General features: G+C 62.6%; 16 protein-coding genes. 9 read left to right on the forward strand and 7 right to left on the reverse strand.

What is annotated here, in order from left to right; translation table 11 throughout:
• The first annotated feature begins 459 nt into the window (after nt 1–459).
• Complete coding sequence (locus HU731_RS19145) at nt 460–5,355, forward strand: alpha-2-macroglobulin (protein ID WP_186608852.1); 4,896 nt, start codon at nt 460–462, stop codon at nt 5,353–5,355.
• Between the two features lie 131 nt (nt 5,356–5,486).
• Here the strand turns inward: HU731_RS19145 and HU731_RS19150 are convergent, their stop codons facing one another.
• A complete protein-coding gene (locus tag HU731_RS19150) occupies nt 5,487–5,780 on the reverse strand; it encodes a hypothetical protein (protein WP_003188208.1) in 294 nt (97 codons plus the stop codon).
• 245 nt (nt 5,781–6,025) lie between these two features.
• On the opposite strand from HU731_RS19150, the gene pbpC reads away from it, so the two are divergent.
• The 6 genes from pbpC (at nt 6,026) to HU731_RS19180 (ending at nt 12,931) form a co-directional block, all read left to right on the forward strand.
• Nucleotides 6,026–8,317, forward strand: coding sequence for a peptidoglycan glycosyltransferase PbpC (gene pbpC / locus HU731_RS19155; RefSeq protein ID WP_264083078.1), 2,292 nt, complete (start codon nt 6,026–6,028; stop codon nt 8,315–8,317).
• Nucleotides 8,318–8,486: 169 nt separating this feature from the next.
• Nucleotides 8,487–8,795 (forward strand): MazG-like family protein, encoded by a 309-nt coding sequence (locus tag HU731_RS19160; protein ID WP_003188211.1) that lies wholly within the window; start codon nt 8,487–8,489, stop codon nt 8,793–8,795.
• Nucleotides 8,788–9,537: a methyltransferase gene (locus tag HU731_RS19165; protein ID WP_047712475.1), complete on the forward strand. Its 750-nt coding sequence runs from the start codon at nt 8,788–8,790 to the stop codon at nt 9,535–9,537. Before HU731_RS19160 ends, HU731_RS19165 begins: the two co-directional genes overlap by 8 nt.
• A 23-nt stretch (nt 9,538–9,560) precedes the next feature.
• The gene (locus HU731_RS19170) at nt 9,561–10,163 is read left to right on the forward strand and encodes a DUF4136 domain-containing protein (RefSeq protein WP_003188213.1); all 603 of its coding nucleotides are present in this window, start codon (nt 9,561–9,563) and stop codon (nt 10,161–10,163) included.
• 43 nt (nt 10,164–10,206) lie between these two features.
• The gene (locus HU731_RS19175) at nt 10,207–10,764 is read left to right on the forward strand and encodes a DUF4136 domain-containing protein (RefSeq protein WP_186608854.1); all 558 of its coding nucleotides are present in this window, start codon (nt 10,207–10,209) and stop codon (nt 10,762–10,764) included.
• Nucleotides 10,765–10,987: 223 nt separating this feature from the next.
• Complete coding sequence (locus tag HU731_RS19180) at nt 10,988–12,931, forward strand: pilus assembly protein TadG-related protein (protein WP_186608856.1); 1,944 nt, start codon at nt 10,988–10,990, stop codon at nt 12,929–12,931.
• 486 nt (nt 12,932–13,417) lie between these two features.
• On the opposite strand, the gene HU731_RS19185 is transcribed toward HU731_RS19180, so the two are convergent.
• The gene (locus HU731_RS19185) at nt 13,418–16,159 is read right to left on the reverse strand and encodes a PAS domain-containing sensor histidine kinase (protein WP_186608860.1); all 2,742 of its coding nucleotides are present in this window, start codon (nt 16,157–16,159) and stop codon (nt 13,418–13,420) included.
• Complete coding sequence (locus HU731_RS19190; RefSeq protein ID WP_003188217.1) at nt 16,156–16,593, reverse strand: TadE/TadG family type IV pilus assembly protein; 438 nt, start codon at nt 16,591–16,593, stop codon at nt 16,156–16,158. The genes HU731_RS19185 and HU731_RS19190 overlap by 4 nt, the downstream gene beginning before the upstream one ends.
• Nucleotides 16,594–16,664: 71 nt before the next feature.
• On the opposite strand from HU731_RS19190, the gene HU731_RS19195 reads away from it, so the two are divergent.
• Together HU731_RS19195 and HU731_RS19200 are read left to right on the forward strand one after the other, a co-directional pair.
• On the forward strand, nt 16,665–17,168 hold the full coding sequence (locus tag HU731_RS19195) for a prepilin peptidase (protein ID WP_186608862.1): 504 nt from the start codon (nt 16,665–16,667) through the stop codon (nt 17,166–17,168).
• A gap of 71 nt (nt 17,169–17,239) precedes the next feature.
• Nucleotides 17,240–18,025, forward strand: coding sequence for a response regulator transcription factor (locus HU731_RS19200; RefSeq protein ID WP_186608864.1), 786 nt, complete (start codon nt 17,240–17,242; stop codon nt 18,023–18,025).
• Between the two features lie 119 nt (nt 18,026–18,144).
• Here the strand turns inward: HU731_RS19200 and HU731_RS19205 are convergent, their stop codons facing one another.
• From HU731_RS19205 to HU731_RS19220, 4 genes are read right to left on the reverse strand one after another with little or no spacing between them, the layout of a single operon-like run.
• Nucleotides 18,145–18,414 carry a DUF3613 domain-containing protein gene (locus HU731_RS19205; protein ID WP_186608866.1) on the reverse strand — a complete coding sequence of 90 codons (270 nt, stop codon included), beginning with the start codon at nt 18,412–18,414 and terminating at the stop codon, nt 18,145–18,147.
• Between the two features lie 10 nt (nt 18,415–18,424).
• Complete coding sequence (locus HU731_RS19210; protein ID WP_186608868.1) at nt 18,425–19,150, reverse strand: tetratricopeptide repeat protein; 726 nt, start codon at nt 19,148–19,150, stop codon at nt 18,425–18,427.
• A gap of 10 nt (nt 19,151–19,160) precedes the next feature.
• Nucleotides 19,161–20,048: a type II secretion system F family protein gene (locus HU731_RS19215; protein ID WP_186608870.1), complete on the reverse strand. Its 888-nt coding sequence runs from the start codon at nt 20,046–20,048 to the stop codon at nt 19,161–19,163.
• Between the two features lies 1 nt (nt 20,049).
• Nucleotides 20,050–20,931, reverse strand: coding sequence for a type II secretion system F family protein (locus HU731_RS19220; protein WP_186608874.1), 882 nt, complete (start codon nt 20,929–20,931; stop codon nt 20,050–20,052).
• Nucleotides 20,932–20,935: the final 4 nt, after the last annotated feature.

Below are 20,935 nucleotides of genomic sequence, written 5' to 3' on the forward strand. Positions count from 1 at the left end.
ACGCTCTTGCCCCACCACTCGGCACCTCGCCTAGGCTCGGTGTGCCCGTAATCCGCCAGTGATTTGGGGGGCCGCCGCCACGCGCCATCCATGGCGCGGGGCGGCTAAACCGGCATCCCTGCCGGTTTACCCCCCAAATCCCTGTCGAATTCCGGCCAGCGTGGTTTAACGGGGCGCTTAAGATCAAGATCAAAAGCAGATCAAGAGCAGATCAAGAGCAGATCAAGAGCTGCTCGCTTCGCATCGTGGTTACCGTCGGCTGCTACAGGCTACAAAGTTGTGTAGATAGGCAAGCCACACATGTTGATCTTGATCGCCAATGGTTGTGGGATTTGGCTCGGCTTCATGCCCACCAAGAACCAACCGCCCCTCCGTCGGTCAATGTGACCAGCGCCACAGCGGCTTGGTCGGCGCTGATATATAGTTCACCCCTCGGTTCCCTCTGACTATGAGTGCCCCATGCTTAACAAAGGACTGTTCCTGGCCTGCGCGCTGGCCCTGCTGAGCGCTTGCGATTCTTCCGACAAACCCGCTGCGCCGCCTGCGCCCACCGTGGCGGCAGCGCCGAAGCCGGTGAAAGCCGCAGTAGATGTGGCAGCGCTCAAGCAGCGTTATGCCGGGCGTGAGCTGAGCGTGGTGGACGTGTCCGAGGTGCAGTTGGACGGGGCCAGCACCTTGTCGGTGAGCTTTTCCATCCCCTTGGACCCCGATCAGAAATTCGCCGACAAGCTGCACCTGGTAGACAGCAAGTCCGGCAAGGTCGATGGCGCCTGGGAACTGTCCGATAACCTGATGGAAGTGCGCCTGCGCCACCTTGAGCCGCAGCGCAAGCTGGTGCTGACCGTGGACGCCGGGGTGAAGGCGGTCAACGACAACACCCTCGCCGCCGAATACAGCGCCCGCCTGGAAACCCGCGACCTGCAAGCCACCGTCGGCTTCGCCAGCCGTGGCACTTTGTTGCCGACGCGCCTGGCCGAGGGCCTGCCGGTGATCGCGTTGAATGTCGACAAGATCGACGTGGAATTCTTCCGGATCAAACCCGAATCCCTGCCATCGTTCCTGGCGCAGTGGGGGCGCAATACCAGCCTGCAAAGCTATGAGTCCCGCGAACTGCTGCCGATGGCCGAGCTGGTCTACGGCGGGCGTTTCGACCTGAACCCGGCGCGCAATACCCGCGAAACCCTGCTGCTGCCGATTGCCGGCCTCAAACAACTGCAGCAACCCGGCGTGTACCTGGCGGTGATGCGCGCTTCAGGCACCTACAACTATTCGCAACCGGCCACCCTGTTCACCTTGAGTGATATCGGCCTGTCGGTGCACCGCTATGCCAATCGCCTGGATGTGTTTACCCAGGCACTGGAAGGCGGCAAGGCGCTCAACGGCGTCGAACTGGAAATCCTCGATGCCGAAGGCCGCGTGCTCGGCCAGGGCAAGACCGAAGACGGTGGCCACGCCGAGTTGCCGCTGCCGAAAAAGGCCCAGGTGTTACTGGCCAAGCAGGGCGAGCAAACCAGCCTGCTGCGCCTGGACAGCGCCGCGCTGGATTTGGCCGAGTTCGATATCGGCGGGCAACCGTCCCACCCGTTGCAGTTCTTCGTATTCGGCCCGCGTGACCTGTATCGCCCCGGCGAAACCGTGCTGCTCAACGCGCTGTTGCGTGACAAGGATGGCAAGGCGGTCAAGCCTCAGCCAGTGAGTGTCGAAGTGCGGCGCCCGGATGAACAGGTGAGCCGCAAGTTCGTGTGGGAGGCTGATGCTTCAGGCCTGTATCAATACCCGTTGCAACTGGCTGGCGAAGCGCCGACCGGGCGCTGGCAGTTGGTGTTCGACCTCGGCGACGGCAAGCCGCAACTCTATGAATTTCTTGTCGAAGACTTCCTGCCCGAACGCCTGGCGCTGGAACTCAAGGGCAGTGACACGGCGCTGAGCCCGGCGGATAACCCGGTCATCCAGGTCAACGGTCGTTACCTCTACGGCGCGCCCGCATCCGGTAACCGCGTCAGTGGCCAAGTGTATGTGCGCCCGCTCCGTGAGGCGGTCAAATCTCTGCCGGGCTATCAGTTCGGTTCCGTCACCGAAGAAGAGTTGAGCCAGGATTTCGAACTGGACGAAAGCGTCCTCGACGCCAATGGCGAGCAAGCGCTGACCCTGGAAAGCAAGTGGGCCGAGGCCAAATCCCCGCTGCAACTGATCGTGCAAGCCAGCCTGCAAGAGTCCGGCGGGCGGCCGATCACCCGGCGCCTGGTGCAGCCGATCTGGCCGGCCGAGCAACTGCCGGGCCTGCGTGGCCTGTTTGACGGCAAGGAAACCAACGGCGATGGCCCGGTGGAGTTCGAAGTGCTGGTGGCCAACCAGGAGGGTCAGAAGCTGGCCGCCCAAGACCTCAAGGTGCGCCTGGTGCGCGAGCGTCGCGACTACTACTGGAACTACTCGGAGAATGACGGCTGGAGCTACCACTTCAACGAGAAATTTCTCAACCTCGATGAGCAGAGCCTGAACATCAAGGCGGGCGACACCGCCAAGGTCAGCTTCCAGGTGGAATGGGGCCCTTACCGTGTGGAGGTTGAAGACCCGCAGACCGGGCTGGTCAGCAGCCTGCGCTTCTGGGCCGGCTACCAGGCCCAGGACAACACCGAAGGCGGCGCCGTGCGCCCCGACCAAGTCAAGCTGGCGTTGGACAAACCCGCCTATGGCGATGGCGACACCGCCAACGTCACCGTCACGCCACCGGCGGCCGGTAAAGGCTACCTGTTGGTGGAGTCCGCCGAAGGGCCGCTGTGGTGGCAGGAAATCGACGTGCCGGCCGAAGGCAAAAGCTTTGCGGTGAAACTCGACCCGAAATGGTCGCGCCACGATCTGTATGTGAGCGCCCTGGTCATTCGCCCCGGCGAGCGCAAAGCCAATATCACGCCTAAACGCGCCGTGGGCCTGCTGCACCTGCCGCTGGATCGCACCCAGCGCAAACTCGGCCTGACCCTCACCGCGCCAGAAAAAATGCGCCCCAAACAACCGCTGACGGTGAAGATCGCCGCCAAGAACGCCGATGGCAGCGTGCCTCAACAGGTGCACGTACTGCTGGCGGCGGTGGACGTGGGCATCCTCAATATCACTGAATACCCAACGCCCGATCCGTACGCCAGCCTGTTTGGCCGCAAAGCCTATGGGGTCGACCAGTTCGACATCTATGGGCAACTGATCGAAGCCGGCCAGGGCCGTTTGGCCAGCCTGGCATTTGGTGGCGACGCGGCGTTGGCCAAAGGCGGCAAGCGCCCGGACACCAGCGTAACCATCGTCGCCCTGCAAAGCGCGCCGGTGACCTTGAACGAGAAAGGCGAGGGCGAAGTCAGCGTCAATATCCCCGACTTCAACGGCGAACTGCGCCTGATGGCCCAAGCCTGGAGCGATGACCGCTATGGCATGGCCGAAGGCAAGACCGTAATCGCCGCCCCGCTGATTGCCGAATTGTCGGCACCGCGCTTCCTGGCAGGAGGCGATCAGACCACCTTGGCCCTGGACCTCTCCAACCTGTCGGGCAAGGCCCAGAAGCTTGATGTGCAGTTGACCGCGCAAGGTCAGTTGCAGTTGGTCAACAGCGGCGCGCAGTCGGTTGAGCTCAAGCAAGGCCAGCGCACCACGTTGCGTATTCCGGTACAAGCCTGGGGCGGTCTCGGCCAGGGCAAGGTCACGGTCACCGTCAACGGCCTGGACCTGCCGGGTGAAAACCTGCCGCCGTTCAGCCGCGAATGGACCTTGGGCGTACGCCCGGCGTACCCGGCCTTGCTCAGGCATTATCGCGCCGTGCTCAAGGACCAGCCGTGGAGCTTGCCGTCGGGCGCACTGGACCAATTCGATGCGTCGGGGCGCGAGGCGTTGTTGAGCCTGTCGAGCCGGCCACCGTTGAACCTTGGCGCGCAGATCAGTGCACTCAAGGCTTACCCCTACGGTTGCCTGGAGCAAACCGCCAGTGGCTTGTACCCCTCGCTGTACGCCGACGACGCGCTGCTCAAGCGCCTGAGCATCAAGGGCGAGCCGGATGCCGAGCGCAAGCGCAAGATCGAGCTGGGCATCGAGCGCCTGCTGGGCATGCAGCGCTATAACGGCAGCTTCGGTCTGTGGGGCGCCGATGGCGAGGAAGAATATTGGCTGACTGCCTATGTCACCGACTTCCTGCTGCGCGCCCGCGACCAGGGCTTTGCCGTACCGCCTGAAGCCTTGAAGAAGGCCAGCGAGCGCCTGTTGCGGTATGTGCAGGAACGTAACCTGATCGAGGTGGAGTACAGCGAAAACGCCGAACACACCCGGTTTGCCGTGCAGGCCTATGCCGGCATGGTGTTGGCGCGCAGTCAGCAGGCGCCGTTGGGCGCGTTGCGCAGCCTGTTCGAGCGGCGCAGCGACGCACGCTCCGGCTTACCGCTGGTGCAGTTGGCCATTGCCCTGCAGAAAATGGGTGACCAGCCGCGTGCGGATCAGGCGCTGTTTGCCGGGTTGGCGGCGCAGCGCAATGCCAATGAGTGGCTGGCCGACTACGGCAGCCCGCTGCGCGACCAGGCGATGATCCTGGCGTTGCTGGAGGAGAACGACTTGGCCAAGGGCCAGCGCGAGGAGCGTTTGTTCACCCTGTCGGACCAATTGGCGGCCAGCCCGTACCTGTCGACTCAGGAGCGTAATTCCCTGTTCCTGGCCGGGCGCCTCGGGTTCGCCAAGCCGGAAACGAACTGGCAAGTGTCGCTCACCGGCAGCGGCGGTGTGCGTGAGTTGAACAACCAGCAATCGACGTTGGAGTTGGACGGCAAGTTGTTGTCCAGCGACCTGGCCTTGAGCAATCAGGGTGAAGCGCCGGTGTACCAGCAATTGACGGTTTCGGGTTACCCACAAGTGCCGCCAGCGGCCGGTGGCAACAACCTGAGTATCCGCCGCGAATACCTGGGCATGAACGGCCAGCCGTTGAACCTGCGTAACCTCAATAGCGGTGATCTGGTGCTGGTGCACTTGGCGGTCAGCGCCAAGCAACGCGTACCGGATGCTCTGGTGGTCGACCTGTTGCCTGCCGGCCTGGAACTGGAAAACCAGAACCTGGCCCAAAGCGCGGCGAGCCTGGAGAACGCCAGCAGCCAGGTGAAGGAGTGGCGTGAGTCGATGCAGAATGCCTCGCTCAAGCATCAGGAGTTCAGGGACGATCGCTATGTGGCAGCGATGAATCTGGATGGCTATGGCACCACGCACTTGCTGTACCTGGCGCGTGCGGTGACCCCGGGAACTTACCGCGTGCCGCCGCCGCAGGTGGAGTCGATGTATCGGCCGAACTGGCAGGCGGTGGGTGAAACGCCGGTGGATATGGTGATCAAAGGCCGCTGAAAGCCACTGTAGGAGCGAGCTTGCTCGCGAAAAACGTCAACGATAACGCGGGTTTCCTGAATTAACGCGGCGCCGGTGAGTTTTTCGCGAGCAAGCTCGCTCCTACAGGAGGGGGTCGAGTGGTTGTAATGTCAGTGTACGACCCAACTCAGCAACCAAAGGCCCAGCATCAGCCAGATGATCCCGACGATAATCGAGGCCCGCATAAAGGCGCGTACCGCTGAGTAAAGGAACAACAGGCCAACGATCAGAGTGATGATGCTGATGATCGAGGTGTCCATGCCCAAGGTGCGTGACAGGCCATCGATAAAATTGCCGCCAGCGTGGGTCAGGGCCCCGAACAAACCGCTGAGCCCGTCGACGATAAAGCGGATGACGGAGCCGAGCGCCTGGCCCAACCATTCGAAAAAGCTTTCTACCTGCATGTGCGTGTCCTGATGAGAAGGTGGGCGTAACTGTGCCTTTGGTTGTCGATAACGCAGGCGAGTTCCCTGCAAGCATAGAGGTTTGCCCGTTTGAGTTTTAGTTTAATCACCTGCCGATGTACTCAGTTCAATGTGGGAGCGGGCTTGCTCGCGAAGGCGGCGTGCCTGTGACATCTCTGCCAACTGACCCACCGCGTTCGCGAGCAAGCCCGCTCCCACAGGTATTGCGCTGGGCTTTGGGTTCTGTGGCATTAGTAATAGCGCTGCTGTGGGGCGCTGATCGGATCTGGCCCTTACCCCTGCCCCAGGACGATCTGGCCCGAGTGGTGCTAGCCGAAGATGGCACCCCCCTGTGGCGATTTGCCGATGCCAATGGCGTATGGCGCTACCCGGTACACACCCGCGAAGTCTCGCCTTATTACCTTGACGCGCTGCTCACCTATGAAGACCGTTGGTTCTACCAGCACCCCGGCGTAAACCCGTTGGCGCTGGTGCGGGCGACCTGGCAAAACCTGAGCGGCGCGCGAGTGGTCTCCGGCGGCAGCACCTTGTCGATGCAAGTGGCGCGCCTGCTCGACCCGCACTCGCGCACCCTGCACGGCAAGTTACGCCAGCTGTGGCGTACCGCGCAGCTGGAGTGGCACCTGTCCAAGGACGAAATCCTCAACCTGTACCTGAACCGCGCGCCTTTCGGCGGCACGCTGCAGGGCGTGGCGGCGGCGAGTTGGGCCTACCTGGGCAAGTCACCGTCACAACTGACCCACGCCGAAGCCGCGTTGCTCGCGGTGTTGCCCCAGGCGCCGAGCCGTTTGCGCCCGGACCGTCATCCGCAGCGCGCCCAAGAGGCCCGCGACAAAGTGCTGCGCCGCCTGGCCGAGTTTAAGGTGTGGCCGCAATCAGCGGTTGATGAAGCCCTGGAAGAACCCCTGTTGCTCGCCCCACGCCTGGAACCGAGCCTGGCGCCCTTGCTGGCGCGCCGCCTGAACCGCCCCGACAGCCCGCCGCTGATCCGCACCACTCTTGATGCCACTCTGCAACGCCGTCTCGAAGACCTGCTGTTGGGCTGGCGCGCACGCCTGCCGGAACACACCTCGGCGGCCATTCTGGTGGTGGAAGAAGAAAGCATGGCGGTACGCGCCTACCTGGGGTCGGTGGATATCAACGACACCAAGCGCTTTGGCCATGTGGACATGATCAGCGCGCTGCGTTCGCCCGGTTCCACCTTGAAACCTTTTCTCTACGGCATGGCGTTGGATGACGGCCTGATTCACTCCGAATCGCTGTTGCAGGACGTGCCTCGACGCTATGGCGATTACCGGCCAGGCAACTTTTCCATGGGCTTTACCGGGGCGGTGCCGGCGAGCACGGCGTTGTCCAGCTCGTTGAACCTGCCGGCGGTGCAGTTGCTGGAAGCCTACGGGCCCAAGCGCTTTGCCGCACAGATGCGCATCGGTGGCATGCCGTTGGCATTGCCGGCATTGGCCGAGCCGAACCTGGCGCTGATTCTCGGCGGTGCAGGCAGCCGTTTGGAAGACCTGGTAAGTGGCTACAGCGCCCTGGCCCGCGATGGCAAAAGTGCCAGCCTGCGCTTACAGCCGGACGATACGCTCAGGGAGCGGCCGTTGCTGTCGCCCGGCGCCGCATGGATTGTGCGGCGCATCCTCAGCGGCCAGGCGCGGCCCGACCGCGACCCGCGCGCCGAGCTGGTCCAACGCCCGGTGCTGGCGTGGAAAACCGGTACCAGTTATGGCTTTCGCGATGCGTGGGCGATTGGCGTGGGCCCGCGTTATTTGATCGGCGTCTGGATCGGCCGGCCCGATGGCACGCCGGTACCGGGGCAGTTCGGCCTGGCGTCGGCAGCGCCGTTGATGTTGCAGGTGCATGACGTGCTGACCAACCGCGACAGCCAGCGCGGCATCAGTGCGCCGGTCAAACCGGTGCCTGCCAATATCGGCGTGGCGGCGATCTGTTGGCCGCTGGGCCAGCCCATGAGCCGCAGCGACCCCAATTGCCGCCGCCAGCGTTTTGCCTGGACCCTGGACAACACCACGCCGCCGACCTTGCAGGCACTGGGTCAACCGTTGAGCGTGGGCTTGATGGAAAGCATCTGGGTTAACCCCAAAGGCTTGCGGGTCGACGCCCGTTGCCCTGGCGCAACCCCGCAAAACATTGCCCTGTGGCCGGCGCCGCTGGAGCCCTGGTTGCCAAGGATTGAACGCCGTGAAGCGCGCATCCCGGCGGCTGACCCGGATTGCCCGCCACCGGCGCTGGCTGCGGCGTCGCCATTGTCCATTGTGGGCGTGCGCGAAGGCGACCAACTGCGTCTGCCCGCTGCCAGCCAACAAGCCTTGCGCCTTAAAATCTCGGCCTTGGGCGGCAGTGGCCGGCGTTGGTGGTTTCTCAACGGTGCGCCGTTGGGCAACAGCGCGAACCAGAACAGCATCAATGCCAGTTTTGAACGGCTGGGCCGCTATCAGCTCAGCGTATTGGATGAAGCCGGTCAAACCGCCAGGCTCGAGTTCAGCGTTATCGACTAGCCGCCACTTTAGGTGTAGGAGCGAGCTTGCTCGCGAAAAACGTCAACGATGACCCGTGCAGCCAGAAAGCCCGCGGTGTCTTGGGGTTCTTCGCGAGCAAGCTCGCTCCTACAGAGGCTTGCGTTCATCCCCCATCCCCCTGAAGCTATACCCATTCAGGAGCCCCCGCATGAACCTCGAACACCTCACCGAACGCCTGCACCGCATCCGCGATACCAACGACTGGAAGCAGTTCCACAGCCCGAAAAACCTGGCCATGGCCGCCAGCGTGGAAATGGCCGAGCTGGTGGAAATCTTCCAATGGCTCACCGAAGACCAGTCGCGCCAACTGCCCGCCGATAAACTTGCCCATGCGGGCCAGGAGGTCGGCGATATCGTCTTGTACCTGCTGTTGCTGTGCAGTGAACTGGGCCTGGATATGAACGAAGTGGTGCGCGCCAAGCTGGCTGACAGCGAACGGCGGTTTGCCCATGAGTGATCGTCATTTCGACCAGTTGGCCACGCGCTTTGCCGAAAAGATCTACGGCGGCGCCAAGGGCGCGATTCGCCTGGCGGTGCTCCAGGCTGACCTGGTGCAAGCCCTGCCTCAGCGGCCGTTGCGCGTGCTGGATATCGGCGCAGGCCTGGGGCATATGTCGCTGTGGCTGGCCGAGCAGGGCCACGAGGTAACCTTGGCCGAACCCGCCGCACCGATGCTTGAAGGTGCGCGCCAGCGCTTCGCTGACGCGGGCCAAAGCGCGACCTTTATTCATGCACCGTGGCAGGACTTGCTCGGCCAGCTCACCGAGCCTTACGATCTGGTGCTGTGCCACGCCGTGCTGGAGTGGTTGGCCGAGCCCCACGCCATCCTGCCGGTGCTGCACCAACTGACGCTGCCGGGTGGCTGGTTGTCCCTGGCGTTCTACAACCGTGATGCGTTGATCTACCGCAACCTGCTCAAAGGCCACTTTCGCAAAATGCGCAAGAACGACATGGCCGGCGAAAAGCAGAGCCTGACGCCGCAACAACCCCTGGACCCCCGGGAGTTGGCAGCGCAACTCGAAGGGTTGTGGCAGGTCGAAAGCCAAAGTGGCGTGCGGGTGTTCCACGACTATATGCCGGTGGAATTCCAGGCGCGCGCCAACCTGCAGGACTTGTTGGAGATGGAGCTCGCTCACCGTCGTCACCCAAGCTTTGCCGGGCTTGGGCGATATTTGCACTGGATCTGCCGCCCGGTTTAAGCGGCCCAGCGTGGGAGGTCGACATGCGTCGTCTCGGTTTAATCCTGTTGTCCCTAGGCCTTGGCGCTTGCTCGAGCCCCAACCCTTACGTGGCCAGTTCGGCACCGATGCCGCCGGCGCCCGCCCAGGCGGCCACTACCTTTGATGCCAGCGCCTACCCTGCGCCGGTGCGCGACTATGGCGCCTATCGCAGCTGGGGTTGGCTCAACGGTCAGTTGCCGGCGGGCACGGCCTGGGCCGATTCGGCGCAGATTGCCGAGGCGGTCAGCGGCGCTCTCGACCAGCGTGGCTTGCGCCCCTTGCATGACAAGCGTGCGCCCGACCTGCTGGTGAGCGCCGATGTACGCCTGGAAAAACGCCTGCGCCAGGTCCAGGACGATTATGGTTACGGTTACGGCGGCTATAACCGCTATGGCAACGGTTACGGCATGTACAACAGCGTGCCGGTGGTGCGCACCTATGAAGTGACCGTGGCCGTGGCGCGTATCAGCCTGTTCGATGCGCGCACCCGCCAGCCGGTGTGGAGCACCAGCGCCGAAACCACCAGCCAGGGCAGCCTGAGCGAACGCGCCGATAGCTTGCGCAAAGCGATGCAGAAGGCAATGGCTGCCTATCCACCCAGTTAGCAGCTATTCTCATTACAGGCCCACGTTGTTTTTGGAGAACACCATGCTTCGTCGCATCGCTGCACTTGCTGTTGTCATGTTGCTGGGCGGTTGCCAGAGCAACCAGGTCAACCACGATTTCGACGCCAGCCGAGACTTCGGCGCCTACCACAATTGGGCCTGGAAAGACCCGGCGTTGCAGTACCGCCCCGATGACCCGCGTATCAAGAGCGACCTCACCGAGCAACGCATCCGCCAGGCCGTGGGCGAACAGCTGGACCAGCGCGGTTTGCGTCCTGCGGCGGCGGGCACCAAGGCTGACCTGAATGTGCAGGCCTACCTGATCGTCGAAGACCGCCAGCAACAAGTCACTACCAACTACGGCGGTGCCTGGGGCGGCCCGTGGAATGGTTACTGGGGCGCGCCGATGTACAACGAAACGCGCAACATCACCTACAAAGTGGCGACCCTCCAGATCGACCTGCTCGACGGCAAGGACGGCAAGCTGGTGTGGCGCGGCAGCGACGAACAAATGATGGCCAGCACGCCAAACCCCGAGGATCGCAACAAGGCTATCCGCAGCACCGTGACCAAGATCCTCTCCAACTACCCGCCGCGCTGATCGCTCACTGTAGGAGCGAGCTTGCTCGCGAAAAACGTCAACGATAACGCGTGCTTCCTGAGTAAACGCGGCGCCTGTGAGTTTTTCGCGAGCAAGCTCGCTCCTACAGTATCAGGGCGTATCAGGGCATCTCCGTCAGTCGCCAATGTGGCGAGTTGCCAGCAACCTGCCGAAGCCTTGTCTACACTCCAGTGCAACGGAGAGTTAGCGCAGGAGTGCTTCGATGTCTCCCCGATTCGGCTCCAGGCAGCGTGGTGCAATTGGCTTGATGGCGGCAGGCACCTTGGCCTTGGCCTTGGTGTTTACGTTGCTGGCGGTCGACAGCGGGCGCTTGTATCTGGAAAAGCGCAAGTTGCAGTCCGTGGCCGATACTTCGGCGCTGGAAGCGGCCGGGCTCGGTGGCCAATGCGGCACCAACACCACGGCTAACGCCTATGCCACGCAAAATGCCGCGCGCAACGGTTTTGTGGTCGGTAATGGCAGCACCCTGGCGGTGACGTGCGGCACCCTGGCGACCAATGCCCTCAACACCCGCGTATTTAGCGCCGATGCCACCAAGAGCGACGCGATCCGCGTGGTGGCCTCGCGCACCGTCCTGACCAGCATTGCCAATGGCCTGTGGAACCTGTTCAGCGGTGCGCCGATTACTCCGCAAATCAACTTGAGCGCCACCGCCGTCGCCGCGACACCACCGCCCGTGGCGCAGCTGTCGATCCGCAGCAGCCTGGCCAGCGTTGATTCAGGCAAGTCCCCGCTGCTCAACCTGGTGATCGGCAACCTGCTCGGCGGCAACCTGTCGCTCACGGCGGCGGGTTGGAACGGCTTGCTGCAGACCAACGTCAACCTGCTCAGTTACCTGGACCAACTGGCGATCAACCTGAACGTGAAGGCCGGTGACTACGATGCCCTGCTCAGTACCGCCGTCTCGGCGACTCAACTGATCGACGCTGCGGTGAAGGTCTTGCAGAAAAACGGTGCGGCGGCCACGGCGGTGATCAATGATGTGATTTCGATTCAAGCGATTGCGCCGAACAGCAAGCTGTTGACCGTGGGCGACCTGGTCGACATCGCCACCGGCACGCCGACGGCGGCGCTCAACAGCAACGTGCAGTTGTTTCAACTGTTGGAAGCGGTGGCGCAGTTGTCCAGTAGCAAGAATGCGGTGAGTGCGGCGGCCCAGGTCGCGATTCCGTTGGTGGGCAATGTGTCGATACAGACCAAGGTCATCGAACCGCCGCAGCTGTCGGCGATTGGCAATCCTGTATTGGCCAAGAAGGGCTTGCAGAATACCCCGCCAACCGATCAGATTTTTGTACGCACCGCGCAAGTGCGCACGTTGGTGACCGTGCAGGCGCCGATCATCAACGCCGTTTCTGGAGTTGCCTCAATATTGACGGGCCTGGGTACGCCGGTGTCCCAGGTGGTCAAGGGTTTGTTGAACCTCAACCTACCGGCGGTGGTTGGCGGTGTGCTGTGCCTGGTGGCCTGTAATGTGGCAGACGTCGATGTCACCACGTCGTTGGCTATATACATTGAAGCCGGCAGCGCGCAGAGCCATGTCACGGATTTCAATTGCGACTCGCCGGCCTCCAAGTCCTTGACCGTGCAGACCACCACTTCCCTCGCGACCCTGGCGGTGGGTACGGTCGATCCGGTTGCCGCTTTTTCTTCCTCCGCAGCGGTCAATGTCCAACCGGTGAGGTTGATTGATTTTGGCCAGCGCTACTGTGTCGTTCTGACGCTGCTGTGCAGTCCTAACCGTACGCCTAATGTGGGGGGCGGTTTGCTGTTGAAAGCCAATTCCACCATTGCCGCGCAAACCAGCACGATGGTGTTTGCGCCGGTGGCCGAGATGAATGCGCCGCCCACCTACAAGTTTGCTCCGGGTACCGCCAATATCGTCGGCAGCCTGGTGTCGACGCTTAATGGGTTGCAGGTGACTTACGCACCGCCCAGCGGCAGTGTCTCCAATGGCGCGCTGGCTGGGGTCGCCGGGCTGTTGGCGACGATCACTACGGCGGTGGTGGGGCTGATCCAGAATGTGCTGTCGCCGATTCTCGACCCCATCGTTAATACTTTGCTGAGTGCCTTGGGTATCAACCTGGGCAATGCCGAAGTCGGTGCCAACCTTACTTGCCATATGGGTCGGGCTTATCTGGTGATTTAGCTGACCCCCCGAGTTCCAAATGTGGGCGCTGGCTTGCCTGCGATGGCTGCCTGTCAGCCGACACTTCTCTAGCTGACACCCTACGATCCAACTGTGGGAGCGGGCTTGCTCGCGAAGGCGGCCTAACAGTCAACACAGTTGGACCGGGTACATATCCATTATTTAGGTAACGGCCACTTAGGGTTCCGCCCTGACGGCGGCTCACTTTTGAAAAGCGCAAAAGTAAGCAAAACGCTCTTGCCCCACCACTCGGCACCTCGCTTAGGCTCGGTGTGCCCGTAATCCGCCAGTGATTTGGGGGGCCGCCGCCACGCGCCATCCATGGCGCGGGGCGGCTAAACCGGCATCCCTGCCGGTTTACCCCCCAAATCCCTGTCGAATTCCGGCCAGCGTGGTTTGACGGGGCGCTTAAGATCAAGATCAAAAGCAGATCAAAAGCAGATCAAGAGCAAGAGCGGCTCGCTTCGCATCGTGGTTAGCGTTGAATTAGTTCTGCGCGATGGGGAGTTCGATGCAGAATTTCGCGCCGGCCTCGCCGTTGGTAACGCTCAGGCGTCCGCCCATGTTTTCCACAATCCCATAGCTCACCGAGAGCCCCAGTCCGGTACCTACGCCTATTGGTTTGGTGGTAAAGAACGGTTCGAAAATCCGCTCCAACAGGCGCGGGTCTATCCCGCCGGCGTTGTCTTCGACCCAGATGCGTACATGGCGGCTGTCGTGCTCGCTGTGCAGGGCAATCCAGGGGCGCAGGGCAGGGTCTTTTTCTCGCTGGCTGAGCAGGGCGTCGCGGGCGTTGACCATCAGGTTGATCAGTACTTGTTCCAGTTGGTCGACATAGCCTTTGACCTGTACCGAGAAGTCGGTAGGGCTGATGCGCACGTCTACACCTTTGCCGCGCAGGCCTTCGCTGAGCAGGGAGAGGGTGCCCTCCAGTGCCTGCGCCGGGTCGAAGGGTTGCTGCTCGATTTCCGAGCGGCGGCCGAAGACGCGCATGTGGTCGACCACTCGTGCGGCGCGTTGTACCTGGGCGTCGATGCGTTGCAGTTTTTCGGTGAGGTAGTCGATCTGCGCGTCGCCATTGCCCAGGCGCTTGAGCACATTGGCGATGGCCATGCGCATCACGTTCAGCGGTTGGTTGATCTCATGGGCCAGGCCGGTGGCCATTTCGCCGAGGGTGGCCATTTTTGCGCTTTGGGTCAGTTGTTGCTGGGAGCGGCGCACTTCGGTGTTGTCGCGGCCCACGGCTTGCACTTCGATCAGGGCGCCTTGTTCATCGAAGACGCCGCGGTCCGACCACACCCACCAGGCATGTTCGCGCCCCGGCAGTTGCAGGCTGATTTCCGCGGTGCTCACCGGGAATTCCGGGGTCAGTTGCTGGATGCGCTGCACAAAGGCGGCGCGTTGTTCATCCGACAGCCACTGGCCCAGGTCGATGCCTGGCAGGTGCTCGGGCCGGCATTCCAGATAATTGGCCAGCGGCGTGTTGCCGAAGGTGAGGATCAGGTCGGGGCGGTAGCGGCAGATCATCGCGGGCGAGTCTTCCACCAGGATGCGGTAGCGTTCTTCGCTCTGGCGCACCTGCTCGGCGGCCAGGGTCGCTTCGGTGACGTCCAGCCACAGGCCTACGGCTTCCACCGGCAGGCCGAGGTCGTCGCGCAACAGCTTGGCTTCGTCGAGCAGCCAATGGTAGTTGCCTTGTTTGTCGCGCAGGCGGTAGCGGCTGCGCACGTTGCCTTCGCGCAGCAGTTGGCGGGTGCGTTCGAAGTAGTGTTCACGGTCGTCGGGGTGGATCAGCGCTGCCAGGGTGTCGTGGTTGCAATCGGCCAAGGTCCAGCCCAGCAACGGCAACAGGCTGGCGCTGAAGAACGCCGGGTGCAGCGCGCCGTTGACGTAGCGCTGCACATAGATAACGGCCGGTGAGCTGGCGATCAGGTTGTCCAGGCGCGCATGGGCGGCAGCGGCTTGCAGTTGCTGGTTCTGGATGTCGCTGATGTCGAGCATGAAGCCGATCCAGCGCCGTTCATTGCCGGCGCCCAGTACTTGGCCTTGTATGCGGTACCACAGGGGCGACTGCTCGGACTCGGTGCGTTGCAGGCGCACGCTGGTCAGCAGTGGCTTGCCCAGGGCTTGCAGGTCTTGCAGGCGGCTGTTGAGGGCCTGGCGGTCGGCGGGGTGGATGAGTTCGAGCCAGGTGCCGAGGGGTTGGCGGGTGGGGCCTTCGTCCAGGCTCAGGTTGCGCAGCAGTTGTGGCGCCAGTTGGATCTCCTGGGTGGCGGGCAACAGTTCCCACCAGCCCGTGCCGAGCAGGCCTTGCAGGGCTTCCACGCGTTCCAGTTGCTGGTGGTGACGCTGTTCGCGCAGGCGGCCCAGCAGCGGCGCGGCGAGTGCTGCGCACAGGTTCAGCCAGTCACGCTCGCCGGTGTGGTGTGCCTGGCCGTTATAGAAACCACACAGCAGCCACGCGGCGGCGCCATGGCTGTCGCGGTACGGCACCAGGAAGCCGTCGGCATTGCCAAACACGCTGTGCAGGCGCGGGTTGTCGCTGCGGCCCTGGGCAATGTCCAGGCTCAGTGGCGTGTTGCCGTTGATGCTGTCCAGGCTGGTGCCCAGGTGCTGCCCGGTTTGCCACAAGGCCGGGGCGTCGTGGGCGGCGTATTGGCTGTAGATGCGCCAGCCCTGGTCATCTTCGTCGAGCAGTGCCATGGCGACGCAGGGGATGTGCCAGCGCTGGGCCACGCTGCGCAGGTGTTCGCTGAACACCTCGTGCAATCGGCTGGGGCTGCATACGCGTAGCTGTTCGCTCATCAGGCAGGCGAGCTGATGGTTCTGTTCGCGCTGCTGCACCCGCGCTCGGTCGGCCAGCAGGTCAGTGATATCCAAAAGGTGCAGGGCCCAGCCATCGCCCTCTGGCTCGATCCAGCCACGGGTATGCAGGACCTGGCCAGCGGCGCCCTGGAAGTCGAGGTCCAGGCCGTGTCGTTGCCACTGCGCGGGCGCGCCTTCGACACTCAACGCGCTGTCGGCGCACAGCAAGGCCTGCAACGGTGGGGCCGGCATGTTGGCAAGATGCTGGGCAAGCAAAGGCCTCAAGGTGCCTGTGATGTTCAGCACCCGGCCCAGGTTGTCCAGTTGCACTTGCAGGCCCGGCGCGGGCGTCGTTGGTGCGTCCAGGGCCAGGGTGCTGGTAAGCCCGCGCAGGCGTGCGAACAATTTATCCCCTGTCGTCAAAACTGAAGGCTCGAGGTAGCAGTGAGGTTGGTGGGCAGGTTCGGTACGGTACCCACCCCAGGCAACACCAGGGCCGGCAAGACCGCTTTGATATTGGCCGAGGGGTAGGTGATCTTCACCGTCAGCAAATTATTGGTGTAGGTAGCGGTGATATAGCCGGGCAAGAACTTCAAGGAGCCGGGGATCCAGTTCAACTGGGCCTGGGCTGCATCTTTGGCGCGTTGCACGACCAGGGCCGAATAGCCTGCGGTGCTGGGGTCCAGGGACACACTGCGACGCACGCCTTCGGCCGCTGCCTGGTGAAATGACTGCATCAACAGCAATGGCAAGCTGTAGCTGAGCATGCCGTAGAACACCGCAAAGAAAATCACGAAGACCAAGGCAAACTCGATCGCCGCAGCGCCTTTTTGCTTTCTCGGGAGGCTCGATTTCATGACTGCGTCTACCCTGAGGCGAGTACTTGATATCAGCATAGAATCATTCAGCCAAAAGGGATGTTTTTTACGTGATCCAGACGCTAGTGGTTGTGCTGTGGTTGAGCGTGTGTGCCGTGCAGGATATTCGCCAGCGCCAGATTGCCAATACGCTGACCCTGGGCGTCGGGGGGCTGGCGTTGATTTACCTGCTGTGGGCGGGGTCGACGTGGTTGGGCGCGCCTCGCAGCGAGGGTGGCCTGGCCTTGGCCTTGGCGCTGGTGCTGACCGTGCCGGGCTATGCACTGGGCCGCTTTGGCGCGGGGGATGTGAAGTTGCTCGCCGCCCTGGGGCTGGCCTCCAATATCGAGTACTTGCTGGGGTCGCTGATCGGTGCGGGCATCGCCATGGTGGCCTGGACACTTATGCATCAAGGGGTTAGCTCGAACCGCGTTGAGCGGGCAGGGCCAGCGTCAACAAAACAGCCCTTTGCGCCCTTCGTTTTGACAGGTTTTGCCGGCAGCTGGTTTTGGATCCATCAGTCGCACGAGTTGATTAATGCTATGTACATAGTCGGAAAGTACGTCTACGTTTAAGGAGTAGTTGTGTAGGACTTTTCGTCAGAAAGGATAGGTCAACATTTGGCTTGCCAGGCATGGAGTAGCGCGTGAACAAGCTTACGTCTGCAGTAAAAGTGCTCGTTGTCGACGATCAACCCTTAATCGTGGAGGAGCTCTGTGAATTCCTTGAAAGCAGCGGGTACCGTTGTGTCCCGTGCGAGTCCAGCCAGCAAGCTGTCCAGCGTTTTGGCGAAGACCTTCAGATTGGTTTAGTGCTGTGTGACCTGCATATGCCGGACATGGACGGCATCGAACTGGTGCAGGCGCTGCAACGCATCGCCGGCAAACATCGCGCGTTCGAAGCGATCATGCTCACCGGGCGCGCCGACAAGCAGGATGTGATCAAGGCCCTGCGTGCGGGCATTGCCGATTACTACCAGAAGCCGATCAACCTCGATGAATTGCTCGAAGGCCTCAAGCGCCAGGAAGCGGCCTTGGAGGAACGGCAAAAAGACCTGCAACTGGGCACGCTCAACCAGAAATTGCAGTACCTGTCCGAATCGATCAACGACTTGTATATGGACCTGGACAAGGTGCGCCGCAACCCGACGCCCCAGGACCATGACGGGGACTCATCGGCCGATGACGCCGGGCCGGTGGAGATGCCGGCGATCTTCAATCAACTGTCACCGCGCCAGTTGGACGTGGCACGCCTGGTGGGCAAGGGCCAGACCAACTATCAGATTGCCTGTGAGCTGGGGATTACCGAGAACACGGTCAAGCTGTACGTGTCCCAAGTGCTGCGCTTGACCCATATGCACAACCGCACGCAGTTGGCGCTGGCGTTGTCACCGAACAACTCGGCGATGCGCCAGCGGGTAACGGCGCACTAGCACCGCCCTACTGTAGGAGCGAGCTTGCTCGCGAAGAACGTCAACGATAACGCGTTCATCCTGGGTAACCGCGTTGTCTTGGCGTTTTTCGCGAGCAAGCTCGCTCCTGCAGGGAGGGGTTATTTGCTGCCCTGCGCAGTGCCGCCGACTTTCTGATCAAAAAACTCCGGGATCGGGTGCTTGTTGCTGTCCAGCCAGCGCTTGAGCGCCTGCTCGCGTTCTGCCGGCGTGGTTTTTTGCGGGTTGGCCGAGGCGGCGCGCCCGCTCAGTTGCAGCGCCATCCAGTTTTCCGTTTCTGCCTGCCGGGGTGAAGACGGCCCCGCTTCGATGGCCGAAGCAAGGAGGGGCAGGGCCAGGCAGGTAAGGCCGGCGAGGTAATGGAATTTCATCATCGACTCCCTATTTCACAGAGGCTGGCAGCGGCTCGATGACCGCCGCTACCTGATCTTTGACTGGACGCTGCGGTGCCGTGCCAGCCTCCTTGAGGTGTTGCGCCCGCGCCTGGGCTCGGGTCACTTGCTCGGGGCTCAAGCCGAGTTGGCTGACCACTTTCGCGGCTTGCTCCCAGTTGTCCTGGTAGATCAGCAACGTCACCAGGTTGACCGCCGCCAGTTGATCGCTCTGCTTGAGCTCAATAGCGGTCATGAATTCAAAGCGTGCGTCTTCCAGGCGCCGTTGGTCGAGGTAGACCACGCCCAGGTCATTGCGGATTTTTTCGTCGGTGGGCGCCAGCCGTGCCGCACGTTGCAGATGAGCCATGGCCTGGCCGTTGTCGCCCTTGGCCGACGCCAGTTGCCCCAGGCCGTGCTCACCGTCGGCGGCCAGGCAGGTGCCCAGCAGGCTGCGGTACAACGGCTCGGCGTCAGGGCGGCCCAGCAAGCGATAGGCGCGGGCCTGGCGTTGACGAACCTGGGGCAGGGTGCTGGGCAGGTTTTGCAGGTTGGCGAGGCTGGCGTGCAGCTTGCCTTCGTTAGCCATGTCATCGGCCAGGTTCAGCGCCAGCTCCTGATCGGCGCTGGGCTTGGGGCAACTGCCCGGCGCCAGCAACCCGGCCCACGGAACCTGGCCATTGCTGGCACAGCCGCCCAGCATCAACAGGCTCAAGGTGACGATCAGTGGTTTCATGGCAGGCTCCTCAAAAGTTATTCAAGGCTCGGGAGATGGCGATCATCGCCGGCCCCCCGAGCACGATCAGCAAGGCGGGAAACAGGAACACCATCATCACCACGGACATCTTCGCGGACATCTTCGAGATGTATTCCTGCAGGCGGGTCAGGCGGCGGTCGTCGAGCAACTGCTTGAGGGCCAGCAAGGATTTCATCGCGCCGCCGCCTTGGTGGATCAGCTGCTGAAGAATGATGCAGGTGTCGGTGAACTCATCCACGGCCAGCAGGCGTGCGGTCTTGCCCAACTCTTCGGACAGTTCCAGGCCCGAGTCGACCCGCGCCAGGATCAGGCGCAGTTCATGAGTCAGGTCCGGCAGCAAGCGCTGGGCTTCGGTGCTTAACACCCGCAGCGATTGCTCAACCGCCATGCCGGATTCGAACAGGATGCGCAGCAACGGAATGAAGGTGGAAATTTCCCGCGCGATACGCTCCTGGCGGTATTTCGCACTGAGGGCCAGGATGCGTTTGGGCAGCAAGTAACCGATGCCCAGGGCAATTGCCGGGGCAATCCAGGGCGAGCCGGCATGAGGAAACAGCAGCTGCTGGCCGAGCAGGGTCAAGCCCAACAGCACGACGGGCACGCCGATCTGGCAGGCGGCGAACATGGAGCGCTGGTTGGCTTTGCGCCAGCCGACGCGGTTGAGCAGGGTCTGGGTTTCGTTGTCCAGGCTGACCGAGCGCTGGGCCACGGCACTGGCGCCCAACTGGCGCATCAAGCTGCCGAGTTTGTCCTCGCGGGTCAGTTGGCCTTGCAGGCGTTGGCTGACCAGGCGTTGACGGCGCCTCTGCGCCAGCAGGTTGCCGACGATCAAGGCGACGGCGGCGAGCGACAACAGGATGCAGATCAGGATGGCCATCTCAAATACTCCGCAACATGCGCCACATGACGAAGGTGCCCGTGATGTCGAGCGCCGCCGCGGCCAGCAGCAGGTAGCGCCCGGTACCGTCGTTCCACATGCTCATCAGGTAGCCCGGGTTGACCATCAAAAAGTAGCCGACCATGGCGATGGGCAAGCCTGCCAACACGTAGGCGGTCATGCGCGTTTCGCCGGTCATGGCCTTGAGTTGGCGCGCACCCTGTTCGCGCTCGCGGATCATCTTGATCAGGTTTTCCAGCAGCTCGCTGGCGTTGCCGCCGTAGCGGTGGTTGACCTTCAGGCCCAGGGCAAACAGGCGGAACTCATCGCGTTCGTAAAACTCGGCAAAGTCGCTGACCGACTCCGGCAGGCTCACGCCCATTTGCACGTTGCGCTGGATGCGGCTCATGGCCTGTTTGAGCGGCGCTTCGGTGCTGTCGATCGCGCCCAGCACGGCGTCCGCCAGGGTGCGCCCGGACTTGAGGCTGCGTACGCTGTGGTCCAGCAGTTGCGGCAATTGTTCGATCATGCGCTGCACTCGCCGTTGGTAGCGCCAGGCGATATACACCCGCAGCAGCAGCAGCGGCATGATCAGCATCACCAACAGGCCCAGCCCGCCGGCCAGCAGGTAGCCCAGCAACATGCCCACCGCCCAGCCACTCAACCACAACCCCAGGCGGTCGGTGGGCTTGCCCAGGCCGGCGCGCTGGAACATGCGCTCCAGCGCGATCCAGCTGCCGTTCGGCTCCTGGGCTACTGGCTGGCCATCGGAGAGCCGCTCCAGCACCCGGTCGGTGCCGGCCTGGCGCAGCCCGCGCTGGAACAGCCAGACAGACAGGCTGATCAGCAGGACGCAAATGAGCAGCAAGACAAGTCCGGTCATGAGC

Origin of the sequence: Pseudomonas salmasensis, from assembly GCF_014268375.2 — a bacterium.
Classification (GTDB): Bacteria; Pseudomonadota; Gammaproteobacteria; order Pseudomonadales; family Pseudomonadaceae; genus Aquipseudomonas; species Aquipseudomonas salmasensis.

What these genes read in the sequence shown, in the direction of transcription:
- HU731_RS19160 (WP_003188211.1), top strand. Translation starts at nt 8,487, where the DNA reads ATGAACCTCGAACACCTCACCGAACGCCTGCACCGCATCCGCGATACC.
- HU731_RS19150 (WP_003188208.1), bottom strand. Translation starts at nt 5,780, where the DNA reads ATGCAGGTAGAAAGCTTTTTCGAATGGTTGGGCCAGGCGCTCGGCTCC.
- HU731_RS19220 (WP_186608874.1), bottom strand. Translation starts at nt 20,931, where the DNA reads ATGACCGGACTTGTCTTGCTGCTCATTTGCGTCCTGCTGATCAGCCTG.
- HU731_RS19145 (WP_186608852.1), top strand. Translation starts at nt 460, where the DNA reads ATGCTTAACAAAGGACTGTTCCTGGCCTGCGCGCTGGCCCTGCTGAGC.
- HU731_RS19180 (WP_186608856.1), top strand. Translation starts at nt 10,988, where the DNA reads ATGTCTCCCCGATTCGGCTCCAGGCAGCGTGGTGCAATTGGCTTGATG.
- HU731_RS19205 (WP_186608866.1), bottom strand. Translation starts at nt 18,414, where the DNA reads ATGAAATTCCATTACCTCGCCGGCCTTACCTGCCTGGCCCTGCCCCTC.
- HU731_RS19165 (WP_047712475.1), top strand. Translation starts at nt 8,788, where the DNA reads ATGAGTGATCGTCATTTCGACCAGTTGGCCACGCGCTTTGCCGAAAAG.
- HU731_RS19215 (WP_186608870.1), bottom strand. Translation starts at nt 20,048, where the DNA reads ATGGCCATCCTGATCTGCATCCTGTTGTCGCTCGCCGCCGTCGCCTTG.
- HU731_RS19175 (WP_186608854.1), top strand. Translation starts at nt 10,207, where the DNA reads ATGCTTCGTCGCATCGCTGCACTTGCTGTTGTCATGTTGCTGGGCGGT.
- HU731_RS19190 (WP_003188217.1), bottom strand. Translation starts at nt 16,593, where the DNA reads ATGAAATCGAGCCTCCCGAGAAAGCAAAAAGGCGCTGCGGCGATCGAG.
- HU731_RS19170 (WP_003188213.1), top strand. Translation starts at nt 9,561, where the DNA reads ATGCGTCGTCTCGGTTTAATCCTGTTGTCCCTAGGCCTTGGCGCTTGC.
- HU731_RS19210 (WP_186608868.1), bottom strand. Translation starts at nt 19,150, where the DNA reads ATGAAACCACTGATCGTCACCTTGAGCCTGTTGATGCTGGGCGGCTGT.